We start from the raw sequence: 22,193 nt of genomic DNA, 5'->3' as shown, positions 1-22,193 counted from the left end.
CTGGATGAATCGCCTCTTTCCCCGCATCGGATTTCCGCCGAAACTGGCATGGAACCGTCGCGAGGCCATCCGGAAAATGCACCTGACCCGCCCGATTGCCCTTTTCTGCGCGATGATCGCCCTTTGCGGGCCCTTGCGCGCCGAACCCGCGACTGCGCCCTGGCGCCTGCAGGTGCATGAGCGGCCGATGGACGATTCCAGCCCGACCCATCCGATGGACTATCAGCCGCTGGAGCGTGCGGCGCAGCCCTGGCGGCTTTGCATCCTTTACCCGCATCTCAAGGATTCCTACTGGCTCAGCGTCAATCACGGCATGGTCGAAGAGGCGCGACGTCTCGGGGTCGGCTTCACACTTTACGAGGCCGGCGGCTATCCGAACCTCGCGCGCCAGATCGAACAGGCTGAGGCCTGCGCGGCGGCGGGGGCCGATGCACTGATCATCGGCACGGTCTCTTATGACGGGCTGACGCCGGTGCTGACGAAGATCGCCCGCAGCATGCCGGTGATCGCGGCGGTGAATGACATTGCGCCCGAAGGGATCAGCGCCAAGGCCTCGGTGCCCTGGCGCGAGATGGGCGCCGCCGCCGGCCGCGCTCTGGCAGAGCGCCACCCAAAGGGCAGCGCGCCGGTCTCGGTCGCCTGGTTTCCCGGACCGGACGGCGCCGGCTGGGTGCGCTTTGTCGATGAGGGCTTTCGCAAAGCACTTGAGGAAAGCTCGGCCCGGATCACCGAGGTCCGCCATGGCGATACCGGCCGCGAAGATCAGGTGCGGCTGATCGAGGATGTGCTGGAAACCACGCCCTGGCCGGATTACCTCGTCGGTTCCGGCCCGATGGCCGAGGCGGCGGTCTCGGTCCTCAGGGCCAGGGGGCGGGATGATATCGGCATCATCTCGGATTACATGACCCATGCGGTGCATCGCGGCATCCTGCGCGGGCGGATCCTGGCGGCACCCTCGGATTTCCCGGTTCTGCAGGGACGGCTGGCGGTGGAAATGGCGGTGCGCGCCATCGAGGACAAGCTCGTGGTCCGCCATGCAGGCCCCGCCATCGTCACGGTGACACCCGAGACAATCCGCAGCTATGATGCCGATGCGACCCTGGCCCCGGCGGATTTCGCGCCGGTCTTCTCGGCCGAACCAGACTGAGGGCCAGACTGAGGCCCGGATTGAGGGCTCAACCCGGGCCAACGCCCGTATTTTCCGCGCCTCCCGCGTCGATTCCTTTCCTGAGCGTGAAATAACTTGACTCACCGCCCAGGCCCGGCCCTGATACAAGGCAGCCCCGATACGGACAGCCATGCTGAAAAGCCCCCGCCCCGGCGGCGTGAATCGCCGCAACATCCTGACCTCGACGCTGGGTGCAATTGGCTCCGGCCTCTGGCCCCGGCGCCTCGCTGCGGCGGAAGACCGGGTGCGGATCGGCTTTCTCGGCCCGTTAAGCGGCCCGGTCGCCCCCTGGGGGCAGCCCGGCCTTGATGGCAGCCGGCTCTGGGCAGAATGGATCAATGCCGAGGGCGGCATCCGGATCGGCGAGCGGCAGCTGCCGGTCGAGATCGTGGCTTTCGATGACGAATATGACCCCGCCCGCGCCAGGATCGGTGCGGAAAGGCTGATCCGGCGCGAAGGGGTCAGCTTTCTGATGATGCTGGGGGGCGACCCCTGGCCGGGTGCCGCGCCGCTGGTCCAGGCGACGGGGATGCTGGTCTCGACCCTGCTGCCCTCGGATCTCAGCCCCGAAACCACCACGCTGATCGCCCCCGCCGAGGTGCATCCGATCTACAATGTCACCGGCGTCGACTGGCTGTCGCGCTATCGGCCCGCACTGAAATCGGCGGCGATCTGTGCTCAGGATGATGTGTTCGGCCTGCCCTCGGTCGCGACCTATCTCGCCGCCTTTGCCGCCGCCGGCATCCACATGACCGATGAGCCCTTCTTCTTCGACCCCGCCACCAGAGATTTCGAGCCGCTGGTGCGTCGGATGCTCTCGGGCGAGCCGGAGATTGTCTGCCTCGACACCTGCTACCCGGATTACATCCTGCCGATCTGCGAACAACTCTTCCGCCAGGGCTTTCGCGGCCAGCTCCTGTCCTGCACGCTGGATTTCCACGACCGCATCATCGCCCGTACTTCGGCAGAGTTCCTGGAGGGCACCATCTTCCAGTTCCCCGATTTCGACGATCCGGCTCTGGCGGTGCCCGAGGTGAATTTTCGCGACCCTGCCCGGTTTCATGCCGAATATGAAGCGAAGTTTCCCGGCCAGTGGAGCTCGGTCTCCTGGCAATATGCCGCAACGCTGGACCTGTGGAAGGCCGCAGCCGAAGCGGCGGGGTCCACTGCGCCGGCGGATGTTCTGGCTGCAATGAAAGCCGGCCGGGGTTTGCGCCATGTCTTTGGCCCCGCGCGCTGGTGGGGCGAGGAATTATTCGGCATTTCCAACGCCCTGGTCGGGAACTGGCCCGTGGTTGAGATCTCTGGCAGCAAGGCGCGCATTCGCGAATTCACCTCGGTCACCGGCTGGTATGACCGCCACGGCCCTCTTTTGCACCGGGAGATGGAGCGCTATGGCCAGCTCTGGTCTCAGCGTGGCTGAGCTTTATCGCCGCCTCTCGCGGGCGTGGCGGCGCGTTTTCAGGCGCCCCGCCCCTGCCCCTGCGCGCAGCTCGCTCTTTCATCTGCGGCTTGAGACCCGCCACCGCGCAGCCTATCGCCGCCAGGCCGAACGGTTGAAGCAACGCTGACCAGCCGGGCAAGTCGGCGAAATATTAGGTCAAATATCCATACATTAATTTCATATTGTCTTTGTCAAATGCCTGACCTATATCCTTTGCACGGGGCAGCCCGCTGCGCCCGCAAGCTTTCGTCTTCCGAGGACAGCATGGCCGATCTGTCACCTTCCGATGCTGAGCATCCCGAACGCCCGCTGAAACCGGCAATCCGGCGCGGGTTGATGTGTCGCTGCCCGGCCTGTGGCGAATCCTCGATCTTCTCGTCTTATCTGAAGGTTGTGCGGCAATGCCCCGGCTGTGGCGAAGAGCTCTGGCATCAGCGCGCCGATGATGGGCCCGCCTATATCACCATGCTGATCATCTGCCATGTGGCCGGTTTCATGATCCATGGCCTGTTCAGCTATACCGATCTGACGCCGGGAATCGTCGGTCTGATCGTCACGCTGACGGTGATCCCGCTGGCGCTGCTGATGTTGCCATCGACCAAGGGTTTCATGGTTTCCATACAATGGTCGCGGCGTATGCATGGCTTTGGTGAAAGCAGCGCGCCGCAGCACTGAGGGCGCCTGTCAGACCACGGTTCGGGTGCTGACAGGTGGGCGCTCCAGCAATGCCGCCAGTTGCAGGAGACCCTCCTCCAGAACCCCACGATCAGGCGCCACCCCCAGCGAGATCCGCACGGCCTCCTGGCTCCGGGCACCTGTCGCGAAAGCCTCGGCCGGAACGATGGACACCCCCGCCCGATCGGCGTGATCGGCGAAACTTGCCTTGCAGCAGCCGTGCCGACCGCCGTGGAACTGGCGCTGACCGAGGGCCGTACCCACCAGGCGCCATGTGCTGATCTCCTGCACCGCCTTGTCGACGGCAAGGTGATCGGTGGCCCGCCGTTGGGCACCCACAAGCGCTGATCGTGCGGCGCGAACCCAGGGCAAAAGTCGAGCGCTATGACGCCCTGCGCAGCCAGAGCGCTGTGGGAGGCCGCCATGCGTGATGACCCTGCCGCTGGTGCCCCAAAACAGAACGGGCGTCCTCATGCTGCGCAGCCTGAAGATGTATGGCATGGCCCAGGCCGTCGAGGATCTCATCGAGCGGGGGCCCCGGCTTTCGAAGCCGCCATCCCATCCTGTCACAGGTGCTGAAGGCCGAATTGGCCGAACGCGAGCTGCGCTCCATCGCCTGTCACATGAAGGCTGCCCCGCCGCCATCGGCCTTGAACCAGTGGCGGCCCATGGACGGCGCCCGGCCTACAAAGATCTCGCAGGCCTCGACTTCGCGGCCAGGGCGATCAACGAGGCCACCGTCCGGACGCTGCACCGCTGCGCGTTCCTCGATGGCGCTCGGAATGTCATCCTGATCGGGGGCCCGGGCACCGGCAAGACACACGTCGCGGCAGCCCTCGGGATCCAGGCCATAGAACATCACCGCCACAAGGTCCGGTTCTTCTCCACCATCGAACTGGTCAACGCCCCCGAGCAGGAAAAGGCTGGGGGTAAGGTTGGGCAAATTGCCGAAAGCCTGACCCGCCTCGATTTGCCCTCCTCGGGAAAACGATCCCCCGGATCGTTTTCGGAGCCTCGTCGACCTGGACGAACCCGGAGATCTGCCGTTCAGCGCCTCGGGCGGGGCATTGCTGGTCCAGCTGCTGAGCAAGCTCTGCCAACGCATCAGCGTCGTGATCACCACAAATATCAGCTTCAGCGCGTGGGCCACGGTCTTTGGTGACGCCAGGATGACCACCGCCCTGCCCGACCGCCTCACCCAACGCTGCCCATCGCCATTGGGCTCGAACCAATGGCGCCACAATGGTCCGACCCCGAAACCGGAAACGACAGCGTCCGCGTCAAACCCAGATCAGATCAGCCGCAGTCGCCAGAAACAAGAAGGACACAAACCATGCCTGGACCACGACCCGACCCGACCCGACCCGAAATCCATAGTCAGAAGTGGCGCATTTCTCAATGAAAAAACCGGCTCAGTTCCAGCTGAAAATCAACAGGCAACGATCACGTCGGTGTCAACAGCTACCACGAGATGACACCGGACCAGTATACCAAAGCGCTCGGATGGATATCACGTCAACGTGGCATCTCAGGAAGCATGAAGTCGGCACCGGTAAAGCCGTAACCAGACGATCAAGGCGATCAAGGCGATCAAGGCAAGGTCTAAGCAACTGGGCGACCTGCACCATTATGTACCGTTCATTATAAGATCGTTCGGGGCGGACAGCCTGACGAAGTTGAGTGATCGGCACCTTCAGGAAGTTCGGGCCTGGATTTTTGCTCAGCGCAAACCGCAGGAGTCGCACAGTGTTTCGCAATGTGTTAATCGCTGCCGTAGCGCTGGCCCTCACTTAGGGGGCCGCCCAGGCAGACAAGGCTTTCGATGACTGTGTCCGCGCGCTCTGCACCTCAATTGTACAGAAGGATTGCTGGGTGAAGGGCGGGATGCCCATATGCGATAAGAACCAAGTCTTGTGCCAGGCGGTGCCCGATCACGCTCCGGCTACAGTTATCGAAAAGAAAGGTCGGCGCTGGTTCGTACTCACCGCCTATGGGCAGGGGTGGGTTGGCGACAGGGCCATGACGATCAACGGCGGGCGCTGCTCTTACCAACTATCGCGGCGATTATTGAAGCGACGGTGCTAATGGTCTCGAACTGTCAGGATGCTGCCTGATCATACAGCCGGGAACCAGATACTGACACCCGGAGGGCTGGATTCCCGTTCCCAGTTTGGTCACAGGGCCGCAGGCTGCGATTGACAGCCTGCGGCCCTTACTTCATTGCGCATTTCACCCTTCCGGTCTGCCAGATCATGAACTGGGAACGATTTTCCCAGTTCTCCGATTCAGCCGCCAATCGCCTGAAGGGCTTTTATGGCGGAACCGCCTCGTTTATGGTGCCGGAAAGCCATTTCGGTTCAGTATGTTAGCCGTTGCGCGGCAATGTCGACCGGATGCGGGGTAAATGTCGGTCAGATGCGCGGTCATCATCCCCGGCTCGCTCATTTTCACCCCCCTGGTTTCATCGCTCCACTTCGCCACGCGGCACCAGAAATTTCTTTTCCTGTTATCTTTTCAATGGCTTCCAGCGTTCTCATGGCTTCTGGGAACTCGTCCAGATGTTACTACCCCCCTACACCTGTGTGGTTCCTCGGGGACCCGCGCCGGCAGCAATACATTTTCAGAGTGGGTCGGGACTATCCGGTGCATCGCCTGTTGTGTTGCGTGAGACCGACCAGCCAGCGGCGCCCGTTTCGCACCATAGCCGCACCTGGTGCTTTCGATCATGGGACGGACCCGCATCCGGCCTGGGATCGCCGGGCAGGTTCCGGACCAGGATCCCATCGGTCAGGCGGCTGCCCGCAGGTCTTCATCGCCTGCGACATCCGGCCTCTTCATCGAGGCTCTGATGATGCTGCCTTCTGTATCGCCGAGCGGCGCGCAACGGCGGTATTCTGCTTTAGAACGGCAGAGCCCCGCCACAGGCCAGCTGTTCCGGTGCCGTGAGGGCGGCAAATACCGCCAAATGCCCCAGGGCATGGTCAGAGAGAGGATATGGGTTCCACCGAAAAGAGGAGACGGGCATCCGTGCCGGCATGCCCGCGGGAGCCGGTATGGGGCAGGCTTCTTTTCCGTGGCTGGCACCGACCGGCATATCCGCCATGACGGATGCCAGGGCAGATGCGCCCGCAACCGGTGCAAGTCGGCTGGAGCCTGCCGCTCCCCTCGCCCGGATGGGTTGACGAAAAAGACGGCCACGCCCGACCCGGATTCCGGATGATCCCGGCGCGGTCGAAAGCCGCGCCGGGGCCGCCGGGTTCAGCCTTTGGCGCCCTGGCCCCGGGAATAGACATCCTCGTAGCGAATGATGTCATCCTCGCCCAGATAGGTGCCGGTCTGCACCTCGATCAGCACCATCGGCACTTTGCCGGGGTTCTCCATCCGGTGGACCGATCCGAGCGGCACATAGATCGACTGGTTCTCCGATACCAGTTGCACCCGGTCATCGACCGTGACCCGCGCGGTGCCTTCGACCACGATCCAGTGTTCCGAGCGGTGGAAATGCGATTGCAGCGACAACGCGGCGCCGGGATGGACATGGATGCGCTTCACCTGGAAACGCTCGCCGACCACCAGGCTTTCATACCAGCCCCAGGGCCGGTAGTCGCGCGGCAATGTCTCGGCCTGGCGGGCGCCTTTGGCTTTCAGCGCGGCCACCGCCTGTTTCACATCCTGCGCCCGGTCGGCGCGCGCGACCAGCACCGCATCGGGCATGGCGACCGCGATCAGCCCCTCAAGGCCGATCCCCACCAGCTCGACCGCATCGGATTCCGAGCGCAAAAGCGTGTTCTGGCAATCAATGGCGGTGGCATGGCCGCCCAGCACATTGCCCTCGGCATCCGGGCCGCCATCGCGCCAGACCGCATCCCAGCCGCCCAGATCCGACCAGCCGCCCGAGAAGGGCACGACCGAGAGATTGTCGGCCTTTTCCATCACCGCATAGTCGATTGAGACATCCTCGACATCCGACCAGGGCCCGGCAGCCAGCCGCAGGAATCCCAGATCGCTGACGCCACCCGCCAGCGCCTCGCGGACAGAGAGGGTCATGGCGGGGGCGAAGCGCTCATAGGCGGCGATCAGATCGGCGGTGCGGAACAGGAAGATACCCGCATTCCAGAGGAAATTCCCCGCCTCCAGCATCGCCACCGCCCGGACCGCATCGGGTTTCTCGACAAAACGGCCCAGCCTCACCGCCTCGCCCGCCTGCGGTCTGACGGCAAGCTCCAGCCAGCCATAGCCGGTCTCGGCCCGGTCCGGCGTGATGCCGAAGGTGACGATCTGACCCTGGTGCACCGCATCCACCCCACGCGCAACGGCGGCGCGAAAGGCCGCACTGTCGGGGATCGCATGATCCGAAGGCGCCACCAGCGCCAGCGACTCCGGGTCGCTCTGATGCAGGTAAAGCGCCGCCGCAAGCACGGCGGGCGCGGTATTCCTCGCCGCCGGCTCGATCAGGATCGGACCGGGATCGGCGTCGATGGCCGCCAGCTGCTCGGTCACGATAAAGCGGAAATCGCCGCCGGTCACCACCAGCGGGCGGGTGAAAGCCAGCCCGTCCCCCTCACCCGAGAGCCGCGCGGCCGAGGCCTGGAACAGTGTCATCCCGCCGCTTTCCAGCGCGAACTGCTTGGGATAGCTTTTGCGCGACAACGGCCAGAGCCGCGTGCCAGAGCCGCCGCAAAGCAGGATCGGCGCAATCTTCCGGACTGACTGGGCCATTGACGGGATCATGGCGACCTCTCTCATATGCAATTCGGGTTCTGCCCGGGGGCAAATGCCCGCCTCGCAGCGTTAAAATACAAAGGATCACGGCATTCCGGTGACCAGTTGCGGGAAAACCGCAGATTTTCCGCAACTGCGCGCCGGGATCAGTCCGCGCCAAACAGGTCGCGGGTAAAGACCTTCTCCTCGACATCCGCAAGCTCGGGGCTGCGCCGGTTCGCCAGAATCAGATCCGATCCCGCCTTGAAGGCGGCCAGATCCCGCTCGACCTTTGATCCGAAGAACTCGGCCTCTTCCAGCGCCGGCTCAAACACCACGACGCGGATCCCCTTGGCCTTGATCCGCTTCATAATGCCCTGGATCGAGCTTTGCCGGAAATTGTCGGACCCGGCCTTCATCACCAGCCGGTAGACGCCGACGACCTTCGGCTTCAGCGCAATGATGCAGTCCGAGAGATAATCCTTGCGGGTGCGGTTGGCATCGACAATGGCGGCGATCAGATTCTGCGGCACTTCGGAATAATTTGCCAGCAGCTGCTTGGTGTCCTTCGGCAGGCAATAGCCGCCATAGCCGAAAGAGGGGTTGTTGTAATGCGCGCCGATCCTCGGATCGAGACAGACGCCGTCGATGATCTGGCGGCTGTCCATATCCCGCGACAGGGCGTAGCTGTCGAGCTCGTTGAAGAACGCCACCCGCATCGCAAGGAACGTATTGGCGAACAGCTTGATCGCCTCGGCCTCGGACGGGTCGGTGAACAGCAGTTCGACATCCTTGCTGATCGCGCCTTCCAGCAGCAGATCGGCAAAGCGGCGGGCCCGGTCAGAGCGTTCGCCGACAATGATGCGCGAGGGGTGCAGGTTGTCGTAAAGCGCCCTTCCCTCGCGCAGGAATTCGGGGCTGAAGATCACCTGGCCGGTCTGCAGCTCGGCCCGGATGCGGGTCACGAAGCCGACCGGGATGGTGGATTTGATCACGATGGTCGCATCCGGGTTGACGCGGGTGACATCGGCGATCACCTGCTCGACGCTGGATGTGTCGAAATAGTTGTTATGCGGATCATAATTGGTGGGCGTCGCCACGATGACGAATTCCGCCGTCGCCCAGGCCGAGGCCGCATCAGACGTGGCGCGGAGCCGCAGCCCCCCCGCCGCCAGCGCCGCCTCGATATCGGCATCGACGATGGGCGAGCGGCCCTCATTGACCATATTCACCCGGCTGGCGGAAATATCGACCGCAGTGACATCATGGTTTTGCGCCAGCAGAACCGCGTTTGACAGCCCGACATAGCCAAGCCCGGCAACGGCAATCTTCATCTCTCAATACTCCGTACCGGCGGATGCATCGGCACCGCGCCTTTCATGTCCTGGGTGGCCGGGTTTGTCACCCGGTCTGACTGGTTTGCGGGCCTCATTGCGGCGGCTCCACAAAGATGACGCGGCGGGCGATCACATAGCTCAGCCCCGCCGCCAGGGCCGAGGCGATCAGATAGACGGTCATGTCACGCAGGAAAGCGCCGCTGGCGAACAGCGCGCCGGCGCCTGCCGAGATGGCGAGGCCAAGCGCCTGGGTCACCAGGTACAAAAGCGCCCCGCCCCGTCGGGGGGTGGCCTCGCGAAAGGTGAAATGGCGCTGGCAGGCCCAGGCCGGCGGGATGCACAGGATCCAGGCCAGCGCCGCGCTGGCCGAGGCCGGCCAGGGCAACAGCCCGGTCAAAAGCGCGGCCAGCACCGCATTGACCAGCGCGAAACCCCCACCCACCAGCAGAAAACGCGGCAGGGCAGCGCGGCCAAAGGCGCGCAGGATCGGTCCGGCGGTCATGGCGCAGCCCCGGGCAAAGGCTCGGTGAGCTGCAACAGGATCAGCGCGCCGCCCTGCCCCTGCCCCTGCCCCTGCCCCGGCAGATCGACCCGGCGCAGCCAGGGCGGCAAGGTGCCCGACTGCAGCTCAGAGGCAAAGCCCATATCCTCTTTCGCATAGTCCTGGCTTGCGCAGAGGATCACATAGCCCGCGCCGCTGCGACGCAGCATCGCGAGCATGGCTTCGGGGTCGCGGAAGGGCGCTTCGCCATTGGCAAAGGCGTCGCTGCTGCGGTGATAGGGGGCCGAGGTTACGCTATGCGGCGTGAAATACAGCACCCGTACCCCCATATTGATGGTGGTGGCCATCAGCGCCGGCGGCACCGCGTTCAGCGCCTGAAAGGCGGCCTCGCTGCGGCAGGTCTCGCCCGATACCGCAGGTATCGCGGCGCCCGCTGCCTGCGGCGCAGCTTTGGTGGTCAGCGCGGCCCTTATGGGCTGCATCACCTCGACCGGCCAGGCGAGAAGCGCAAAACCCGCCATGATCGCCAGCGCCGCAACGCGCTGAGCGCCGGCCCGGCCAAGGACAATCAGCTCTTTCAGCACAAAGCCGGTCAGAAAGGGGATCGCGGGCGTTCCCAGCGTGGCGGCGCGGATCTGATCCATCGCGCCCAGCACGCCGACCCAGCCGATCACCAGCATCAGCACCAGGCCCTGCCGCTCTGCCGGGCCGAGGCGGCGACGCGCGAACAGCGCGAAGCCCGTCGCAACCGGCAGCAGAATCCAGGAATAGAGAAAGTTGAAATCGAACCCCGCCCCTTTGCGGATCGCCAGCAGAAAGGCCGATTGCGTCTCGCCGATCCGGGTCGCGATGATCGCGCGGGCCTCGTCGCTCAGCGCGCCATAGGGGCCCGAGATACAGGGGCCAAGAAGCGGCCAGGCAAGGCCGAACCCCGCCAGCAGCAGCACCGCCATCAGGGTGATCCGCGACCAGCGGCCAGACAGGCGGCCAGACAGGCGGCGGGCCAGCAGCACCGGCACGACCGAGACGACCACTCCAATCAGCAACAAGGACAGCACCGGCGGCGCCAGCGCGTCGCAATAGGGCCTGACCCAGACCGCAACAGGAACCTGCCCCGCCATCAGCAAAGGCGCCGCAAGGCCAAGCGTCACGGCAAAGACCGCCAGCCAGCGCCCTGCACCCGGCACTTCCCCTGGCACTTCCCCCGGCGCCTCAAAGGCAAAGCGCAGTCCGGCCATCGCCCAGATGATCAGCAGCACCGGCAGCATCTCAAGCCCGACAGCCAGCGAGACCGCCGCCGCCAGCCCTCCGGCAATTGCCGCCAGAAACTGACCCCGGGCCGAGGCCGCCGGCCAGATCATCGCAAAGGCAAGAACCGAGATGCACAGGATCTGGACATTGTGGTGATCGACCCGACCGACCGCGAATTCAAACCCGGCGATCTTGGGCCAGAGGAATACGGCGAGCATCGCCCCCACCGCCGCCTCAGGCCCGGAAATCCGCAGCGCAGCCACCCCGTTCAGCGCCAGCAACAGGCACAGAAGCAGCGTCGGCCAGATCACCATTGCGATCTGTTCCGCCACCGGCATCGCGACCCAAAGTCCCCCAAGCCAGATGATGCCGCCAAGCGCCGCGTCGATATAGCGCGACCAGTGGATCGAGATCCCCTCGGGCGGCAGGATGCGGTATTGCTGCGTGTCGAACCAGCTTTGCCCGGCCAGCCAGTCGCGCACCATCACCATGCGCAACAGATCGTCGCTGTCGGCGGTCAGGATACGCTCGTCCAGTCCAGCCCAGCCCAATGCGCCCCGCAAGACCACCAGCCCAAGGAGGAGCCACAGAAGCGGCCTGAAAGCGAGGTATTTCCGCAGGCCGGAGCCGGTCGGGCTGGCTGGCACAGTGTTTCTCCGGCACGAACAATGAATCGATCTACTCGCGCATAGCCTGATCATTGGAAACAGGCCAAAACATGGCCGGGGCTGGATCATTCTGCGAAAACCGCCAGGGGCAATCCTCAAATCGCCCCCCCCTTTCCCCAATCCTGGCACAATTCGGCGCGAGACATGCAGTCAGCCCTAAAAGCGGAGCTGCGTTGTGACCGAACTCACCATCCTGATGCCCTGCCTCAACGAGGCCGAGACGCTTGCCACCTGCATCACCAAGGCACAGGACTATCTGCGCCGCTCGGGGATCCAGGGCGAGGTGGTGATCGCCGATAACGGCTCGACCGATGGCAGCCAGGAAATCGCGGAAAATCTTGGCGCCCGCGTGGTGCCGGTGCCGGTGCGCGGCTATGGCGCGGCGCTTGGCGCCGGGATCCAGGCCGCGAAGGGCCGTTTCGTCATCATGGGCGACAGCGATGACAGCTATGACTTCTCGCGGCTGGACGGTTTTGTCGAAAGGCTGCGGGCTGGCGCCGATCTGGTCATGGGCAATCGTTTCAAAGGCGGCATCGCCAAAGGTGCCATGCCGCCTTTGCACCGCTATCTCGGCAATCCGGTGCTTTCGACCATCGGTCGCGTGCTTTACGCGACGCCGGTAAAAGATTTCCATTGCGGCTTGCGCGGTTTCTCGCGTGAGGCGGTGCTGGGCCTTGGCCTGACCACGCCGGGGATGGAATTCGCCTCGGAAATGGTGATCCGCGCCTCGCTGGCGGGGCTGAGGATCGAAGAGGTTCCAACCACACTTTCCCCCGATGGCCGCTCGCGCCCGCCGCATCTGCGCAGCTGGCGCGATGGCTGGCGGCATCTCAAGCTGTTGCTGACCTTCGCGCCTTTCTCGCTGTTTATGATCCCGGGGCTGATGATGCTGGCGCTTGGCCTGCCGGCCTTCGCCGCGCTGATGCTGGGGCCGGTGCAGATCGGAGGCATGACATTCGCGACCGGTTCGCTGATCCTGATGGCGACCGTGGTTCTGACCGGCTTTCAGATGCTGTGGTTTCACGCGCTGGCACGGCTTTTCGCGGTGCGGTTCGGCCTTCTGCCCTCCTCGCCGCGGTTCGAGTCGATGCGGCGCAGTTTCAACGTCGATACGGCCTGCAAATGGGGCGCTTTCCTGATCGCGCTGGCCGTGCTGACCACCCTGGTCGCCGTGATCCGCTGGGCGCAGACGGGCTTTGGCGATCTCGACATCGCGACCATCGCCCGCTCTGCCTCGCTGATCTCGGTTCTGGCCGGGCTGGGGCTGCAATCGGTCACCAACGGCTTCCTCTGGGGCCTGCTGAACCAGAACCTGCCCGCCCCCGAGACGGAAAAATCTGCCCTGATGCGGCGTGCTCCCGGTTTCCAGATCGGCTGACCTGAGCCCTCACGATCCGGACCACGCCCCTGGCTGCAAGGCCGGGGGCGTTTCGCATTCTGCCTTGCCCGGATGCGGCGATACTGTGGGCGCTTCCCCTGGGCCAATGGTCATTATATCATCATGCCAGTTCGGCACCGCGCCGCCAGAGTTCCGTGATGAAGCCAGAAGCCAGCCCCCCCGATCTCTCGCTTGCCCCCGTTGCCCGGCGCAAACTGTCGGATTCCGTGGTCGAACAGCTGCGGGCCATGATCGCGTCGGGGCAGCTGCGCCCGGGTGACGCCCTGCCGTCCGAGCGCGAGATGATGGCGCGGATGGGCGTCGGCCGCCCTGCGGTGCGTGAGGCGCTGCAACAGCTTCATACCCAGGGGCTGATCACCATTTCCCATGGCGAACGCAGCCGCGTCAATGCGCTGAACCCGGACCTGGCGCTGCATCAGATCAATGATATCGCCAGCCTCTTAATCGCGGCAGAACCCGGCAATCTGGGCCATCTGCGCGATGCGAGGCGGCTGTTCGAGACAGGTCTGGCGCGGATGATCGCCGAAAAGGCGATGCCGGCCGATGTGGCGCGGCTGCGCGATCTGATCCGGGTGCAGCGCGCAGCGCTTGGAGACACGCCCGCCTTCATGCGCGCCGATATCGACTTTCACACCGCGCTGGCGGCGATCCTTGGCAATCCGGTGATCACCGCGCTGTCGCATGCCATGCTGGGCTGGCTCTTCAACCATCACAACACTTTGCTGCACTGGTCGGGGCATGAGACGGTGACGCTTTCCGAGCATGAGGCGATCACCGATGCGCTGGAGGCCCGCGACCCTGAACAGGCGGCAGCGATGATGCAAAAGCATCTCGACCGGTCGGAACGGCTTTACCCGCAGGGCTGACGCCCCTTACCCCGGCTTCTGCGCCACCAGGATAAAGCGCTCATATACCCTGGTCCGGAGCCGGTTGCGCAGCCCGTTCACCCGCCGCTGCGCCCTGGCAATCGGGCCATGGGAATGCCGGGTGACCGAGGTAAACCCCGCCTGTTCCAGCAGGGGCGTCAGGGTCCCGAACCGCAGCCCGGCGCCAAAGGGCAGTGCCCCCATAATCGCCGCATGCCGCTGGCCCATCGCGCCATCATAATGCGGGTCGGGCGAAAGCCGCTCCCACAGCGCCAGCAGCCGGGCGGGCCAGCGGCCCATGCGCGAGGGCGCCGCCCAGTCGCCGTCATAAACCAGAAGCCGCCCGCCCGGCCGCAGCACGCGGAACCAGTCGGCAAAAGCCTCTTCCGGCCGGGTCAGCGTCCAGACCAGATGCCGGCAAAGGATCGCGTCATGGCTGGCATCGGGCTCCATCGTCTGCTGCGCATCTGCCAGCAGAAAGCGCAGCCGCGGCTTGCCGGCATGTTTCGCCCGCGCCACCGCCAGCATCGGGCCGGCGAAATCCAGCGCGGTAACCTCATGGCCCAGATCATGGACCAGCCGCGTCACCTCGCCAGTGCCACAGCCGAGTTCCAGCACCCGCGAAGGCGCCGGCGGCAGGTGGTCGCGCATCGGCTGCGCCCAGGCCGCCGCCTCGACACCCGGCGCGATGGCATGGCCGAAAGCCAGATCAAAGCTCTCTGACCGCCGCGACCAGTACTCGCGGATCTCGTCAGACAGATCGCGGTTTTTCACTGAGGCAGGCCGGAGAGGATCATCTCGAACCGCTCCCGTGCCTTTTTCGGCAGCGCCTCGGGCAAGGGCGTTTCCGTCACATCGCCGACATGGATCAGCATCACCATCCCCATCGCCACATGCGGCGAACATTTGATCCCATAGGCACCCGGCACCTCGAAAGTGACGGTGAAATCCTCATTGATCTTCGATTTGAACGGCGTGGCGCCTTCGGGGATCATATCGTCGATGGTTGCAGCGTTGTGACTGGGCTGGGTCGGGATGAAGCGCACGGAATCGCCCGGCGCGATTTTCAGATAAGACGGTTCATAGATCATCGGCCCGTTTTCCGAGCGGTTATACATCCCGACCTCATGCGTCTCGGCGAAGGCGGGGGCGGCGATCATCAAAAACAGAGCGGCAAGAGCGGATTTCATGGCTGATCCTCAAGACAGTGAAAACGGAATTGCGTGGCGCCGTCGGCCGGGTCGGTCAGCACGCGCGCGCCGACCCGGAAGATACGGGCGAGGCGCTCGGGGGTCAGCACCTCGCGGGGGGGGCCGAGGGCTGCGAGGCGCCCGCCCTCCATCACCGCCAGCCGGTCACAGCCAAGCGCCTGGTTCAGGTCGTGGAGCGCGATCACCACCGTCACCGGCAGCTCGGATACCAGCCGCAAGAGCGAGAGCTGATGGTGGATATCAAGGTGATTGGTCGGCTCATCCAGCAGCATCACCTGCGGACGCTGCGCCAGAGCACGGGCGATATGGACGCGCTGCCGTTCGCCCCCTGAAAGCGTTGTCCAGGATCGGTTGGCCATCGCCTCCATCCCCACCCGCGCCAGCGCCTCCTGGCAAATCGCGGCATCCTCCGCCCCGAAAGGCGCCAGCGGCGAGAGCCAGGGGGTGCGGCCCAGCTCGACCGCGTCGCGCACGCTCAGCGCTTCGGCGGTCTGGGCCTGTTGTTCGACAAAGGCGATGCGGCGCGCGATGTCGCGGCGGCTCATGCCCGAGAGGGTGGTGCCGTCAAGGCTGACAGAGCCGCGCGCGCGCGCCGCGATCCCCGCGAACAGCTTCAGCAGCGTCGATTTGCCAGAGCCATTCGGGCCGATCAGACCAAGCGTCTCGCCGCTGGCCACCTCCAGCGTGATGCCCTCGACAATGGCGCGCCCCCGCGCAGACCAGCCAAGGCCCTCGGCCCTGATCCTCATCCGCGTACCCTCCCCCGAACCAGAATCAGCGCGAATCCGGGGGCGCCGACCAGCGCCGTGACCACGCCGATCGGCACCACCTGGCCCGGGATCAGCATGCGCGAGACCACGTCGGCCGCGATCAGGAACACCGCCCCAGCCAGCGCCGCCGCCGGTATCAGCCGCCCATGGCGCGGGCCGACAAGGAACCGCGCCGCATGAGGGATCACCAGGCCGACAAATCCGATAGAGCCAACAAGGCTCACCATGGTTGCCGTCATCAGCGTCACCGCGCCGATCAGCACGATCTGCACCCGCCTGACCGCGATCCCCAAAGACGAGGCGGCGTCCGAGCCAAAGGAAAACGCATCCAGCGCGCGGGCATGCCAGAGACAGGCAAAGAAACCCAGAACTGCGACCGGCAAGGCCAGCGTCACATCCGGCCAGCGCACGCCCGAGAGATTGCCCAAAAGCCAGAACATGATGCCGCGCGCCTGTTCGGCATTGGCGGATTTTGCGATGAAAAAAGAGGTGAGCGCATTGAAAAGCTGCGATCCGGCGATGCCGGCAAGCACCATATGCGCCGGCCCCCCTCCCGCCGCCCGCGCCAGCGCCGCGACGAGACCAAAGGCCAGGGCCGCGCCGAGGAAAGCGCCGCCCGAGATCCCGATCGCCCCCGCGCCGACCCCCATGATCGTCACCGCCACCGCGCCGGTCGAGGCTCCGGCAGAGACGCCCAGCAGATAGGGGTCTGCCAGCGCATTCCTGACCAGCGCCTGCAACACGACACCGGCCAGTGCCAGCCCCGCGCCACACCCGGCGGCCACCAGGGTGCGCGGCACCCGGTAGGACCAGATGATCCCCTGATCAATCGGATCGACCGGCAGCCCGGCACCCCAGAGATTATTGGCCAGCGCAGCCCAGACGGTGGCCCAGGGCAAAGGCGTCTCGCCAAGGATCACGCCCGTCAGCACCGCCGCCAGAAGCACGGCCACCCCCGCCATGCCGCGCAGCGCGACATGGGCAATAAGTGCAACAGGGGTGGCCGGCCTGATCATTGCGCGCGGATCACTTCTGGCGGATCATTTCAGCGCGAAGGCCGGCAGCGCCGCCGCCAGCTCTTCCAGCGCCGCGATGTTGCGGATCGAAGGGTCCATCGCATGGGCGTCGATGATGACGATGCGGCCATTCTTCACCGCCTCCATCTGGCTGGCCACCGGGTCGGATTTCAGGAATTCCAGCTTCTTCTCATAGTCATCCGCCTCGAAGCGGCGGCGATCCATCCGGGCGATCACGATCACATCGGGGTTCGCCCGCGCGATGGTCTCCCAGGAGACAACCGGCCATTCCTCGGGGCTGTCCACCACGTTTTTCAGCCCCAGCGAGGCCATCATCCAGGCCGGCGCGCCGCCATTTCCGGCGACATAGGGGTCAATATCCATCTCGGCCGACGAGAACCAGAACACCGCCGAAGCCTCTTTCAGATCCAGTGCCCGGGCCGCTGCGACCGCTGCCGCCTCGCGCGCCTTCAGGCCGGCCACGACCTCGCCCCCCTTGTCCCCGATGTTGAAAATCGTCGCCAGCTCTTCGATGCCAAGATAGATCCCCTGCATCGTATAGGGCTCAAGCCTGGTGCCATCCGAACCGGCCGTGTTGTCTTTCCCGATGCAATCGGCGGGCAGGATATAGGCCGGAATGCCCAGATCGGCGAATTGCTCGCGGGTGGCGACAATGCCTTGCGGGCCGATATGCCACTCATATTGCGCCGTCACGATGCCCGGCCGTTTGGCGACCACGCTCTCGAAGGACGGGTCGTTATCGGCCAGCCGCTCGATCCCTGCATTCAGATCCGTGAACTCTGGCAGCACATCGGTGAACCAGACCGAGGTGCCCTGGACCTTGTCGCCCAGCCCCAGGGCGTACAGGATCTCGGTCGTGGCCTGACCGACCGTCACCGCACTTTCCGGCGCCTTGTCAAAGCTCAGTTCGACACCGCAATTCTGCAGCTTCAGCGGATAGCTGGTTTCTGCCAGTGCCGGGGCGGCAAGACAGATCACAGCCAGCGAGGCCGCCATGGGAAAACGCATCTTCAGGAAATATCGCATCCGGGATCTCCGATTGGATCAGGACGGGGAGCCGATGGAAAGCGCAAAGCCGCTGACGCGCGTACAGGCTGGCCCGGCGCGATCTGCGCAGGCTGGCGGCTCGGGATGCGGGGTCGCATCTGCGGGTCAGGTTCATATCTCGCCTCCCCGGACGCCCCGCCCGGGTCAAGTTGGTTGCACATGTCGGCAGGTCTCCTGACTGGCGGGTCACCGGATCAGCGCGGCCTTCCCATGGGTGACCCACAGTGGCTTTGTCGCGCGGATCCTCGCCGCCTACAGTTGCGGGGGCAGTTCCGGTTCATCCCCGGGGGGATGACGGATTCCCTTTCAATTCCTTACGGAAACCGACATGCCCTGATTATGGGCAAATGCTGCCCGCTTCAATGGCAAAGCACCGGGAAAAATACCGGGGCAAAACTTCTGGCTCAGCGCGCGCCCCAGGTGTCGGAAAGCCGGTAGCCGCCCGGCCAGGGGTCAGACGGGTCCAGCATGTGCTGATGAATGCCGGTGATCCAGCCGCGCCCGGAAATCTCGGGCCGGATAGCGGGCGTGCCGGCAAGATCGACTGTGCCCAGAATGCGCCCCTGAAATTCTGAGCCAATCAGCGATACCGCCGTCAGCCGGTCGCCCTCGGCCATCTGACCGCGTGCATGCAGCACCGCCATCCGCGCCGACAGCGCGGTTCCGGTGGGCGAGCGGTCAACCTTGCCTGGCCGGATCGCCACCGCCGCCCCGGCGCGCAGCTCATTGCCCTGGCGGCTGACCTCGCCGGCGAACAGGCAAAAGGAATAATGCGTCCAGTCCGGATTGGTCGGGTGACGGAAACCCAGCTGTTCGGTGCCGGCATCCGAGATCTTCACACCCAGTTTCGCAATGTCATGCGCCTCGTCCGGGGTGAGGCTGAATCCAAGCGCTTTGGCATCGACAAAGACGAAGCTGTCACCGCCCCAGGCAGTGTCAACCGTCAGGGTGCCCAGCCCCTCGACCTCCAGCCTCGCATCGAGGCGTTCCGCGAAAGAGGGAAGGTTCTCGACGAAGATCCGTTCCGCCTTGCCGCCCCGACATTCGGCGCGGATATTCACCAGCCCGCCCGGTGCCTCCAGCACCATCCGCGTCTCGGGCTCCACCATCGGGATGATGCCGCCGTCAAGCAGCACGGTGGAAACGCAGATCGAGTTCGATCCCGACATCGGCGGCGTATCTTCGGGCTCCATGATGATAAAGGCGGCATCGGCGCGCGGGTCTTTCGGCGGCACCAGCAGGTTCACATGGCGGAAAACACCGCCCCTGGGCTCGTTCAGGACAAAGTTTCTCAGGGTTTCATCTTCGGCGATCCAGCGCGACTGGGCCCAGATCGTCTCGCCGGGCGGCGGGCGGACGCCGCCGACGATGACATCTCCGACCTCGCCCTCAGCATGGGCGGAGATGACGTGAATGGTCTTGATAGAGCGCATGATGGGCCTCAGGACAGCCAGGCGGGAAGGGTTTTTGCAGCACGCCCGGTGAGGGCGGCGCCGGCGCAGGTGGCCAGGCTGTCAAAGCGGATCTGTCGCCCGGAAAGGCCTGGCCCGTAATGGGCATATTTGCCGGAATTGGTCATCAGAGTGCGGGTGGCGGACGGAAAGACCGGCTCGGAAATCGAGCACCAGCAGAGATCGGGCAGCACCTGGACCCCGGCGGCGGCGAGGCCGGCAAGCGTATCCTCCGCCTGCAGCTCTTCAAGGATGCGGCGCCCCGCGGTGATGATGGTGGGCACCAGGACTCGCCCGCCGTTCAGAGCGGCGAGAAAGGCACGACACTCCTCGGGTGAGGCATGCGGGCTGCCGATGGCGACAAGGTCGATGGTTTCGCCGCCCTGGTTCAGCTCGGCCCAGGCGCGGGCGAAATCCGCATGGGTGATGCTGTGATGGTCAGCGGTGGGGCTGACGCGATGCGCCTCGGGGGTGACGCGGTCCACATGCAGCATCGGTGCGGCAGAGGTGGTGCCAAAGGCGGCACAAAGCGCCTGCAACTGCGCGCGGGATGCCGCGCCCACACCTCTGAGCAAGGGGATCCGGTCCGGTGAGGCGCGGCCCGCAAGCCAGCCCAGCAAAGGCCAGAAGAGATCATCGGCGCCAGGGATCGCCGCCACGTCGAGCACGCGCTGCGCGGCCCGGTTTTCGTCGAGACAGACACCGGCCAGCGGAGCGCGCCCTGTCATCGCGATGAACAGGTCGAGGAAATCCGGGTGCTTTGCTGTGCGCGCGCCCAGGACGGAATTCGCGAAGATCACGGCATTGCTTTCCGACCAGCCGATGACCTCGCCCTCGCCAGGTGCGGTGTCCAGCAGATAGGGCGCGCAGGTAAAGCTCGGGCGGCACCCCATCCGCACATAGGCGTCCGCAAGCCGCTGCGCCGGGCCTCCGAAAAGATCCGGCACACCCTGTTGGCGCCAGTTTTCACGATCCACGGAAATTGCGTTCATCGTGGTCGGGATGCGCACTTGCGCCCCCATATCGGCCATCTTTTCGGCAAAGGTCAGATTGGCGGGGCTGGCATAGATGCAGCCGTCAATATGTCCCTGGGTCACGTCAATCAGCCGCTTTGCGCCCTGGTTCGCGGCCATCGCCACCAGGATGCGCATCGCCTGCGACAGAGCCTCGCCGTCGGCGCCGGTCAGCATCGCCAGATCGCGCGTGCTCAACTCTGGCGTTGCAGCAGCGGAAGAGGCGACCGGCAGGGTCATCTCCGGGGCCTCGATGGCCCCGGAGATGACAGCCGCCTCCTGCAGACGGGAGAGCGCGGCGAAAGCCGCCTCTTCAAGCCGCAGGACCGGCACCCTGACGCCAAACATCTCTGCCGCGATCATCGCGCCAAGCGTTACCACATCTTCAGGCTCTGAGAACACCAGTGCCGCCGGGGCCTTGCCGTTCAGCGCCATATCCAGCAGCACACCAGACCCGGTGCAGGATCCCCGCGTCCCCGGCATCACCAGCACACGCCCGGCCAGCGTCTCACCATGCAAAGGGTGATGCGCGTCGATCACCCGGGACGTCGCCGGATCCACCCCGCCCCAGAAACTCAGCGGTTCATTCGTCGCGAGAACGCGACCTTTCGCCGTGCCCTCAAGAATGAACCGCGAGCCCATCATTTCACCACAAAGCCATGCGCATAGGGGTCACGCTCATCAATGAAGATCGTGTTGATGCCGGTCTGCCGCGCCCAGCCGCCGATGGACGGGATGATCGCCGATTTCCCCGGAACCGCATCCGATACCGCCTCGACCCGCCCCTTGAAGATCGAGCCGATGATGCTCTCATGCCAGAATTCATCGCCGACGCTCAGGAGGCCCTTCGCCGCCAACTGCGCCATCCGCGCCGAAGTCCCGGTGCCACAGGGCGAGCGGTCAATCGCCTTGTCGCCATAGAAGACGGCATTCCTTGCATGGGCGCCTTCAACCGTCGGCACCCCGGTCCAGAGGATATGCGACAGCCCGTTGATCCGCGCGTCACCCGGATGCACGAATTCATATTTCGCATTCAGCGCCGCGCGCAGCTTCGGGGAAAACCCGATCAGCTCGCCTGCGGTAAAATCGGCCATATCGCGGAAGTTCTTCTGCGGCTCGACAATCGCGTAGAAATTGCCGCCATAGGCCACATCGACCACGATCTCTCCGAGCCCCTCGACCTCGGCGGTCAGGCCCTCGGCATAGAGGAAGCCCGGCACATTGGTCAGCCGCACCTCTTCGACGAAACGGCCCTCCTGGCGGTAGGAAATATCGACCTTCCCCGCCGGCGCATCAATCGACAGCTTCCCCGGCGCGCGCGGCTGGATCAGCCCGTTCTCGATCCCCATCGTGATCGTCCCGATCGTCCCGTGGCCGCACATCGGCAGGCAGCCCGAAGTCTCGATGAACAAAACCGCCACATCGCAATCGTCCCGCGTCGGCGGATAGAGGATCGAGCCCGACATCATGTCATGGCCCCTCGGCTCGAACATCAGCCCGGTGCGGATCCAGTCGAATTCGCGCAGGAAATGTGCGCGCTTCTCCAGCATGTCCTTGCCGATCAGACGCGGACCACCGCCCGAGACCAGACGCACCGGATTGCCGCAGGTATGCCCGTCAAGGCAGGAAAAGGTGTGAACACTCATCGCTTGA

18 protein-coding genes, 1 pseudogene and 1 riboswitch are annotated in these 22,193 nt (G+C 64.8%); of the genes and pseudogenes, 6 read left to right on the top strand and 13 right to left on the bottom strand.

The features are described 5' to 3' along the window. Nucleotides 1-76 precede the first annotated feature (76 nt). From torT to DRF71_RS25345, 3 genes are all read left to right on the top strand, one after another. Nucleotides 77-1,147, top strand: coding sequence for a TMAO reductase system periplasmic protein TorT (torT, locus tag DRF71_RS25355; protein ID WP_332872084.1), 1,071 nt, complete (start codon nucleotides 77-79; stop codon nucleotides 1,145-1,147). A 151-nt stretch (nucleotides 1,148-1,298) separates the two neighbouring features. After that, nucleotides 1,299-2,591 (top strand): ABC transporter substrate-binding protein, encoded by a 1,293-nt coding sequence (locus DRF71_RS25350; RefSeq protein ID WP_112313238.1) that lies wholly within the window; start codon nucleotides 1,299-1,301, stop codon nucleotides 2,589-2,591. A 285-nt stretch (nucleotides 2,592-2,876) separates the two neighbouring features. Continuing rightward, nucleotides 2,877-3,287: a DUF983 domain-containing protein gene (locus DRF71_RS25345; protein ID WP_112313237.1), complete on the top strand. Its 411-nt coding sequence runs from the start codon at nucleotides 2,877-2,879 to the stop codon at nucleotides 3,285-3,287. Nucleotides 3,288-3,296: 9 nt separating this feature from the next. Here DRF71_RS25345 and DRF71_RS25340 read toward each other — a convergent pair whose 3' ends face one another. Further along, a complete protein-coding gene (locus tag DRF71_RS25340) occupies nucleotides 3,297-3,626 on the bottom strand; it encodes a hypothetical protein (protein ID WP_112313236.1) in 330 nt (109 codons plus the stop codon). Between the two features lie 91 nt (nucleotides 3,627-3,717). On the opposite strand from DRF71_RS25340, the pseudogene DRF71_RS25335 reads away from it, so the two are divergent. Further along, nucleotides 3,718-4,689, top strand: a pseudogene (locus DRF71_RS25335) (ATP-binding protein). Nucleotides 4,690-6,545: 1,856 nt separating this feature from the next. Here DRF71_RS25335 and DRF71_RS25330 read toward each other — a convergent pair. From DRF71_RS25330 to DRF71_RS25315, 4 genes are all read right to left on the bottom strand, one after another. Then, nucleotides 6,546-8,006, bottom strand: a complete 1,461-nt coding sequence (locus tag DRF71_RS25330; RefSeq protein ID WP_112313361.1) for a mannose-1-phosphate guanylyltransferase/mannose-6-phosphate isomerase — start codon at nucleotides 8,004-8,006, stop codon at nucleotides 6,546-6,548. A gap of 149 nt (nucleotides 8,007-8,155) precedes the next feature. Beyond that, complete coding sequence (locus DRF71_RS25325; RefSeq protein WP_112313235.1) at nucleotides 8,156-9,322, bottom strand: nucleotide sugar dehydrogenase; 1,167 nt, start codon at nucleotides 9,320-9,322, stop codon at nucleotides 8,156-8,158. A gap of 94 nt (nucleotides 9,323-9,416) precedes the next feature. Next, entirely contained in the window at nucleotides 9,417-9,827 is a 411-nt protein-coding gene (locus DRF71_RS25320) for a GtrA family protein (protein ID WP_112313234.1), read from the bottom strand. Then, nucleotides 9,824-11,725 carry a hypothetical protein gene (locus tag DRF71_RS25315; protein ID WP_112313233.1) on the bottom strand — a complete coding sequence of 634 codons (1,902 nt, stop codon included), beginning with the start codon at nucleotides 11,723-11,725 and terminating at the stop codon, nucleotides 9,824-9,826. The genes DRF71_RS25320 and DRF71_RS25315 overlap by 4 nt, the downstream gene beginning before the upstream one ends. Before the next feature lie 196 nt (nucleotides 11,726-11,921). Here DRF71_RS25315 and DRF71_RS25310 point away from each other — a divergent pair, with 196 nt between their 5' ends. Next, complete coding sequence (locus DRF71_RS25310; protein ID WP_198672378.1) at nucleotides 11,922-13,124, top strand: glycosyltransferase family 2 protein; 1,203 nt, start codon at nucleotides 11,922-11,924, stop codon at nucleotides 13,122-13,124. A gap of 158 nt (nucleotides 13,125-13,282) precedes the next feature. Continuing rightward, nucleotides 13,283-14,011 (top strand): transcriptional regulator NanR, encoded by a 729-nt coding sequence (gene nanR / locus DRF71_RS25305; RefSeq protein ID WP_112313232.1) that lies wholly within the window; start codon nucleotides 13,283-13,285, stop codon nucleotides 14,009-14,011. A 6-nt stretch (nucleotides 14,012-14,017) separates the two neighbouring features. Here the strand turns inward: nanR and DRF71_RS25300 are convergent, their stop codons facing one another. The 8 genes from DRF71_RS25300 to DRF71_RS25265 form a co-directional block, all read right to left on the bottom strand. After that, nucleotides 14,018-14,785, bottom strand: coding sequence for a class I SAM-dependent methyltransferase (locus DRF71_RS25300; protein WP_198672377.1), 768 nt, complete (start codon nucleotides 14,783-14,785; stop codon nucleotides 14,018-14,020). Then, the gene (locus DRF71_RS25295; RefSeq protein ID WP_198672376.1) at nucleotides 14,782-15,201 is read right to left on the bottom strand and encodes a pseudoazurin; all 420 of its coding nucleotides are present in this window, start codon (nucleotides 15,199-15,201) and stop codon (nucleotides 14,782-14,784) included. The genes DRF71_RS25300 and DRF71_RS25295 overlap by 4 nt, the downstream gene beginning before the upstream one ends. Beyond that, the gene (locus DRF71_RS25290) at nucleotides 15,198-15,971 is read right to left on the bottom strand and encodes an ABC transporter ATP-binding protein (protein WP_112313230.1); all 774 of its coding nucleotides are present in this window, start codon (nucleotides 15,969-15,971) and stop codon (nucleotides 15,198-15,200) included. The genes DRF71_RS25295 and DRF71_RS25290 overlap by 4 nt, the downstream gene beginning before the upstream one ends. Further along, nucleotides 15,968-16,954: a FecCD family ABC transporter permease gene (locus DRF71_RS25285; RefSeq protein WP_232831693.1), complete on the bottom strand. Its 987-nt coding sequence runs from the start codon at nucleotides 16,952-16,954 to the stop codon at nucleotides 15,968-15,970. The genes DRF71_RS25290 and DRF71_RS25285 overlap by 4 nt, the downstream gene beginning before the upstream one ends. A 78-nt stretch (nucleotides 16,955-17,032) precedes the next feature. Then, entirely contained in the window at nucleotides 17,033-18,025 is a 993-nt protein-coding gene (locus DRF71_RS25280) for an ABC transporter substrate-binding protein (protein WP_408634570.1), read from the bottom strand. Between the two features lie 198 nt (nucleotides 18,026-18,223). Continuing rightward, nucleotides 18,224-18,419: riboswitch (cobalamin riboswitch) on the bottom strand. Between the two features lie 61 nt (nucleotides 18,420-18,480). After that, nucleotides 18,481-19,509, bottom strand: a complete 1,029-nt coding sequence (locus DRF71_RS25275) for a trans-3-hydroxy-L-proline dehydratase (RefSeq protein WP_112313227.1) — start codon at nucleotides 19,507-19,509, stop codon at nucleotides 18,481-18,483. Between the two features lie 8 nt (nucleotides 19,510-19,517). Next, entirely contained in the window at nucleotides 19,518-21,182 is a 1,665-nt protein-coding gene (gene lhpI, locus DRF71_RS25270; RefSeq protein ID WP_232831682.1) for a cis-3-hydroxy-L-proline dehydratase, read from the bottom strand. Beyond that, on the bottom strand, nucleotides 21,182-22,186 hold the full coding sequence (locus DRF71_RS25265) for a 4-hydroxyproline epimerase (protein ID WP_112313225.1): 1,005 nt from the start codon (nucleotides 22,184-22,186) through the stop codon (nucleotides 21,182-21,184). The genes lhpI and DRF71_RS25265 overlap by 1 nt, the downstream gene beginning before the upstream one ends. Nucleotides 22,187-22,193: the final 7 nt, after the last annotated feature.

Origin of the sequence: Pseudogemmobacter bohemicus, assembly GCF_003290025.1 — a bacterium.
Classification (GTDB): domain Bacteria; phylum Pseudomonadota; class Alphaproteobacteria; order Rhodobacterales; family Rhodobacteraceae; genus Pseudogemmobacter; species Pseudogemmobacter bohemicus.
The sequence above is the reverse complement of the archived record's forward strand: the minus strand, read 5'-3'. Positions and strand labels throughout refer to the sequence as shown.

What these genes read in the sequence shown, in the direction of transcription:
- torT (WP_332872084.1), top strand. Translation starts at nt 77, where the DNA reads ATGCACCTGACCCGCCCGATTGCCCTTTTCTGCGCGATGATCGCCCTT.
- DRF71_RS25350 (WP_112313238.1), top strand. Translation starts at nt 1,299, where the DNA reads ATGCTGAAAAGCCCCCGCCCCGGCGGCGTGAATCGCCGCAACATCCTG.
- DRF71_RS25345 (WP_112313237.1), top strand. Translation starts at nt 2,877, where the DNA reads ATGGCCGATCTGTCACCTTCCGATGCTGAGCATCCCGAACGCCCGCTG.
- DRF71_RS25330 (WP_112313361.1), bottom strand. Translation starts at nt 8,006, where the DNA reads ATGGCCCAGTCAGTCCGGAAGATTGCGCCGATCCTGCTTTGCGGCGGC.
- DRF71_RS25325 (WP_112313235.1), bottom strand. Translation starts at nt 9,322, where the DNA reads ATGAAGATTGCCGTTGCCGGGCTTGGCTATGTCGGGCTGTCAAACGCG.
- DRF71_RS25320 (WP_112313234.1), bottom strand. Translation starts at nt 9,827, where the DNA reads ATGACCGCCGGACCGATCCTGCGCGCCTTTGGCCGCGCTGCCCTGCCG.
- nanR (WP_112313232.1), top strand. Translation starts at nt 13,283, where the DNA reads ATGAAGCCAGAAGCCAGCCCCCCCGATCTCTCGCTTGCCCCCGTTGCC.
- DRF71_RS25295 (WP_198672376.1), bottom strand. Translation starts at nt 15,201, where the DNA reads ATGAAATCCGCTCTTGCCGCTCTGTTTTTGATGATCGCCGCCCCCGCC.
- DRF71_RS25290 (WP_112313230.1), bottom strand. Translation starts at nt 15,971, where the DNA reads ATGAGGATCAGGGCCGAGGGCCTTGGCTGGTCTGCGCGGGGGCGCGCC.
- DRF71_RS25285 (WP_232831693.1), bottom strand. Translation starts at nt 16,954, where the DNA reads ATGGCGGGGGTGGCCGTGCTTCTGGCGGCGGTGCTGACGGGCGTGATC.
- DRF71_RS25280 (WP_408634570.1), bottom strand. Translation starts at nt 18,025, where the DNA reads ATGGCGGCCTCGCTGGCTGTGATCTGTCTTGCCGCCCCGGCACTGGCA.
- DRF71_RS25275 (WP_112313227.1), bottom strand. Translation starts at nt 19,509, where the DNA reads ATGCGCTCTATCAAGACCATTCACGTCATCTCCGCCCATGCTGAGGGC.
- lhpI (WP_232831682.1), bottom strand. Translation starts at nt 21,182, where the DNA reads ATGGGCTCGCGGTTCATTCTTGAGGGCACGGCGAAAGGTCGCGTTCTC.
- DRF71_RS25265 (WP_112313225.1), bottom strand. Translation starts at nt 22,186, where the DNA reads ATGAGTGTTCACACCTTTTCCTGCCTTGACGGGCATACCTGCGGCAAT.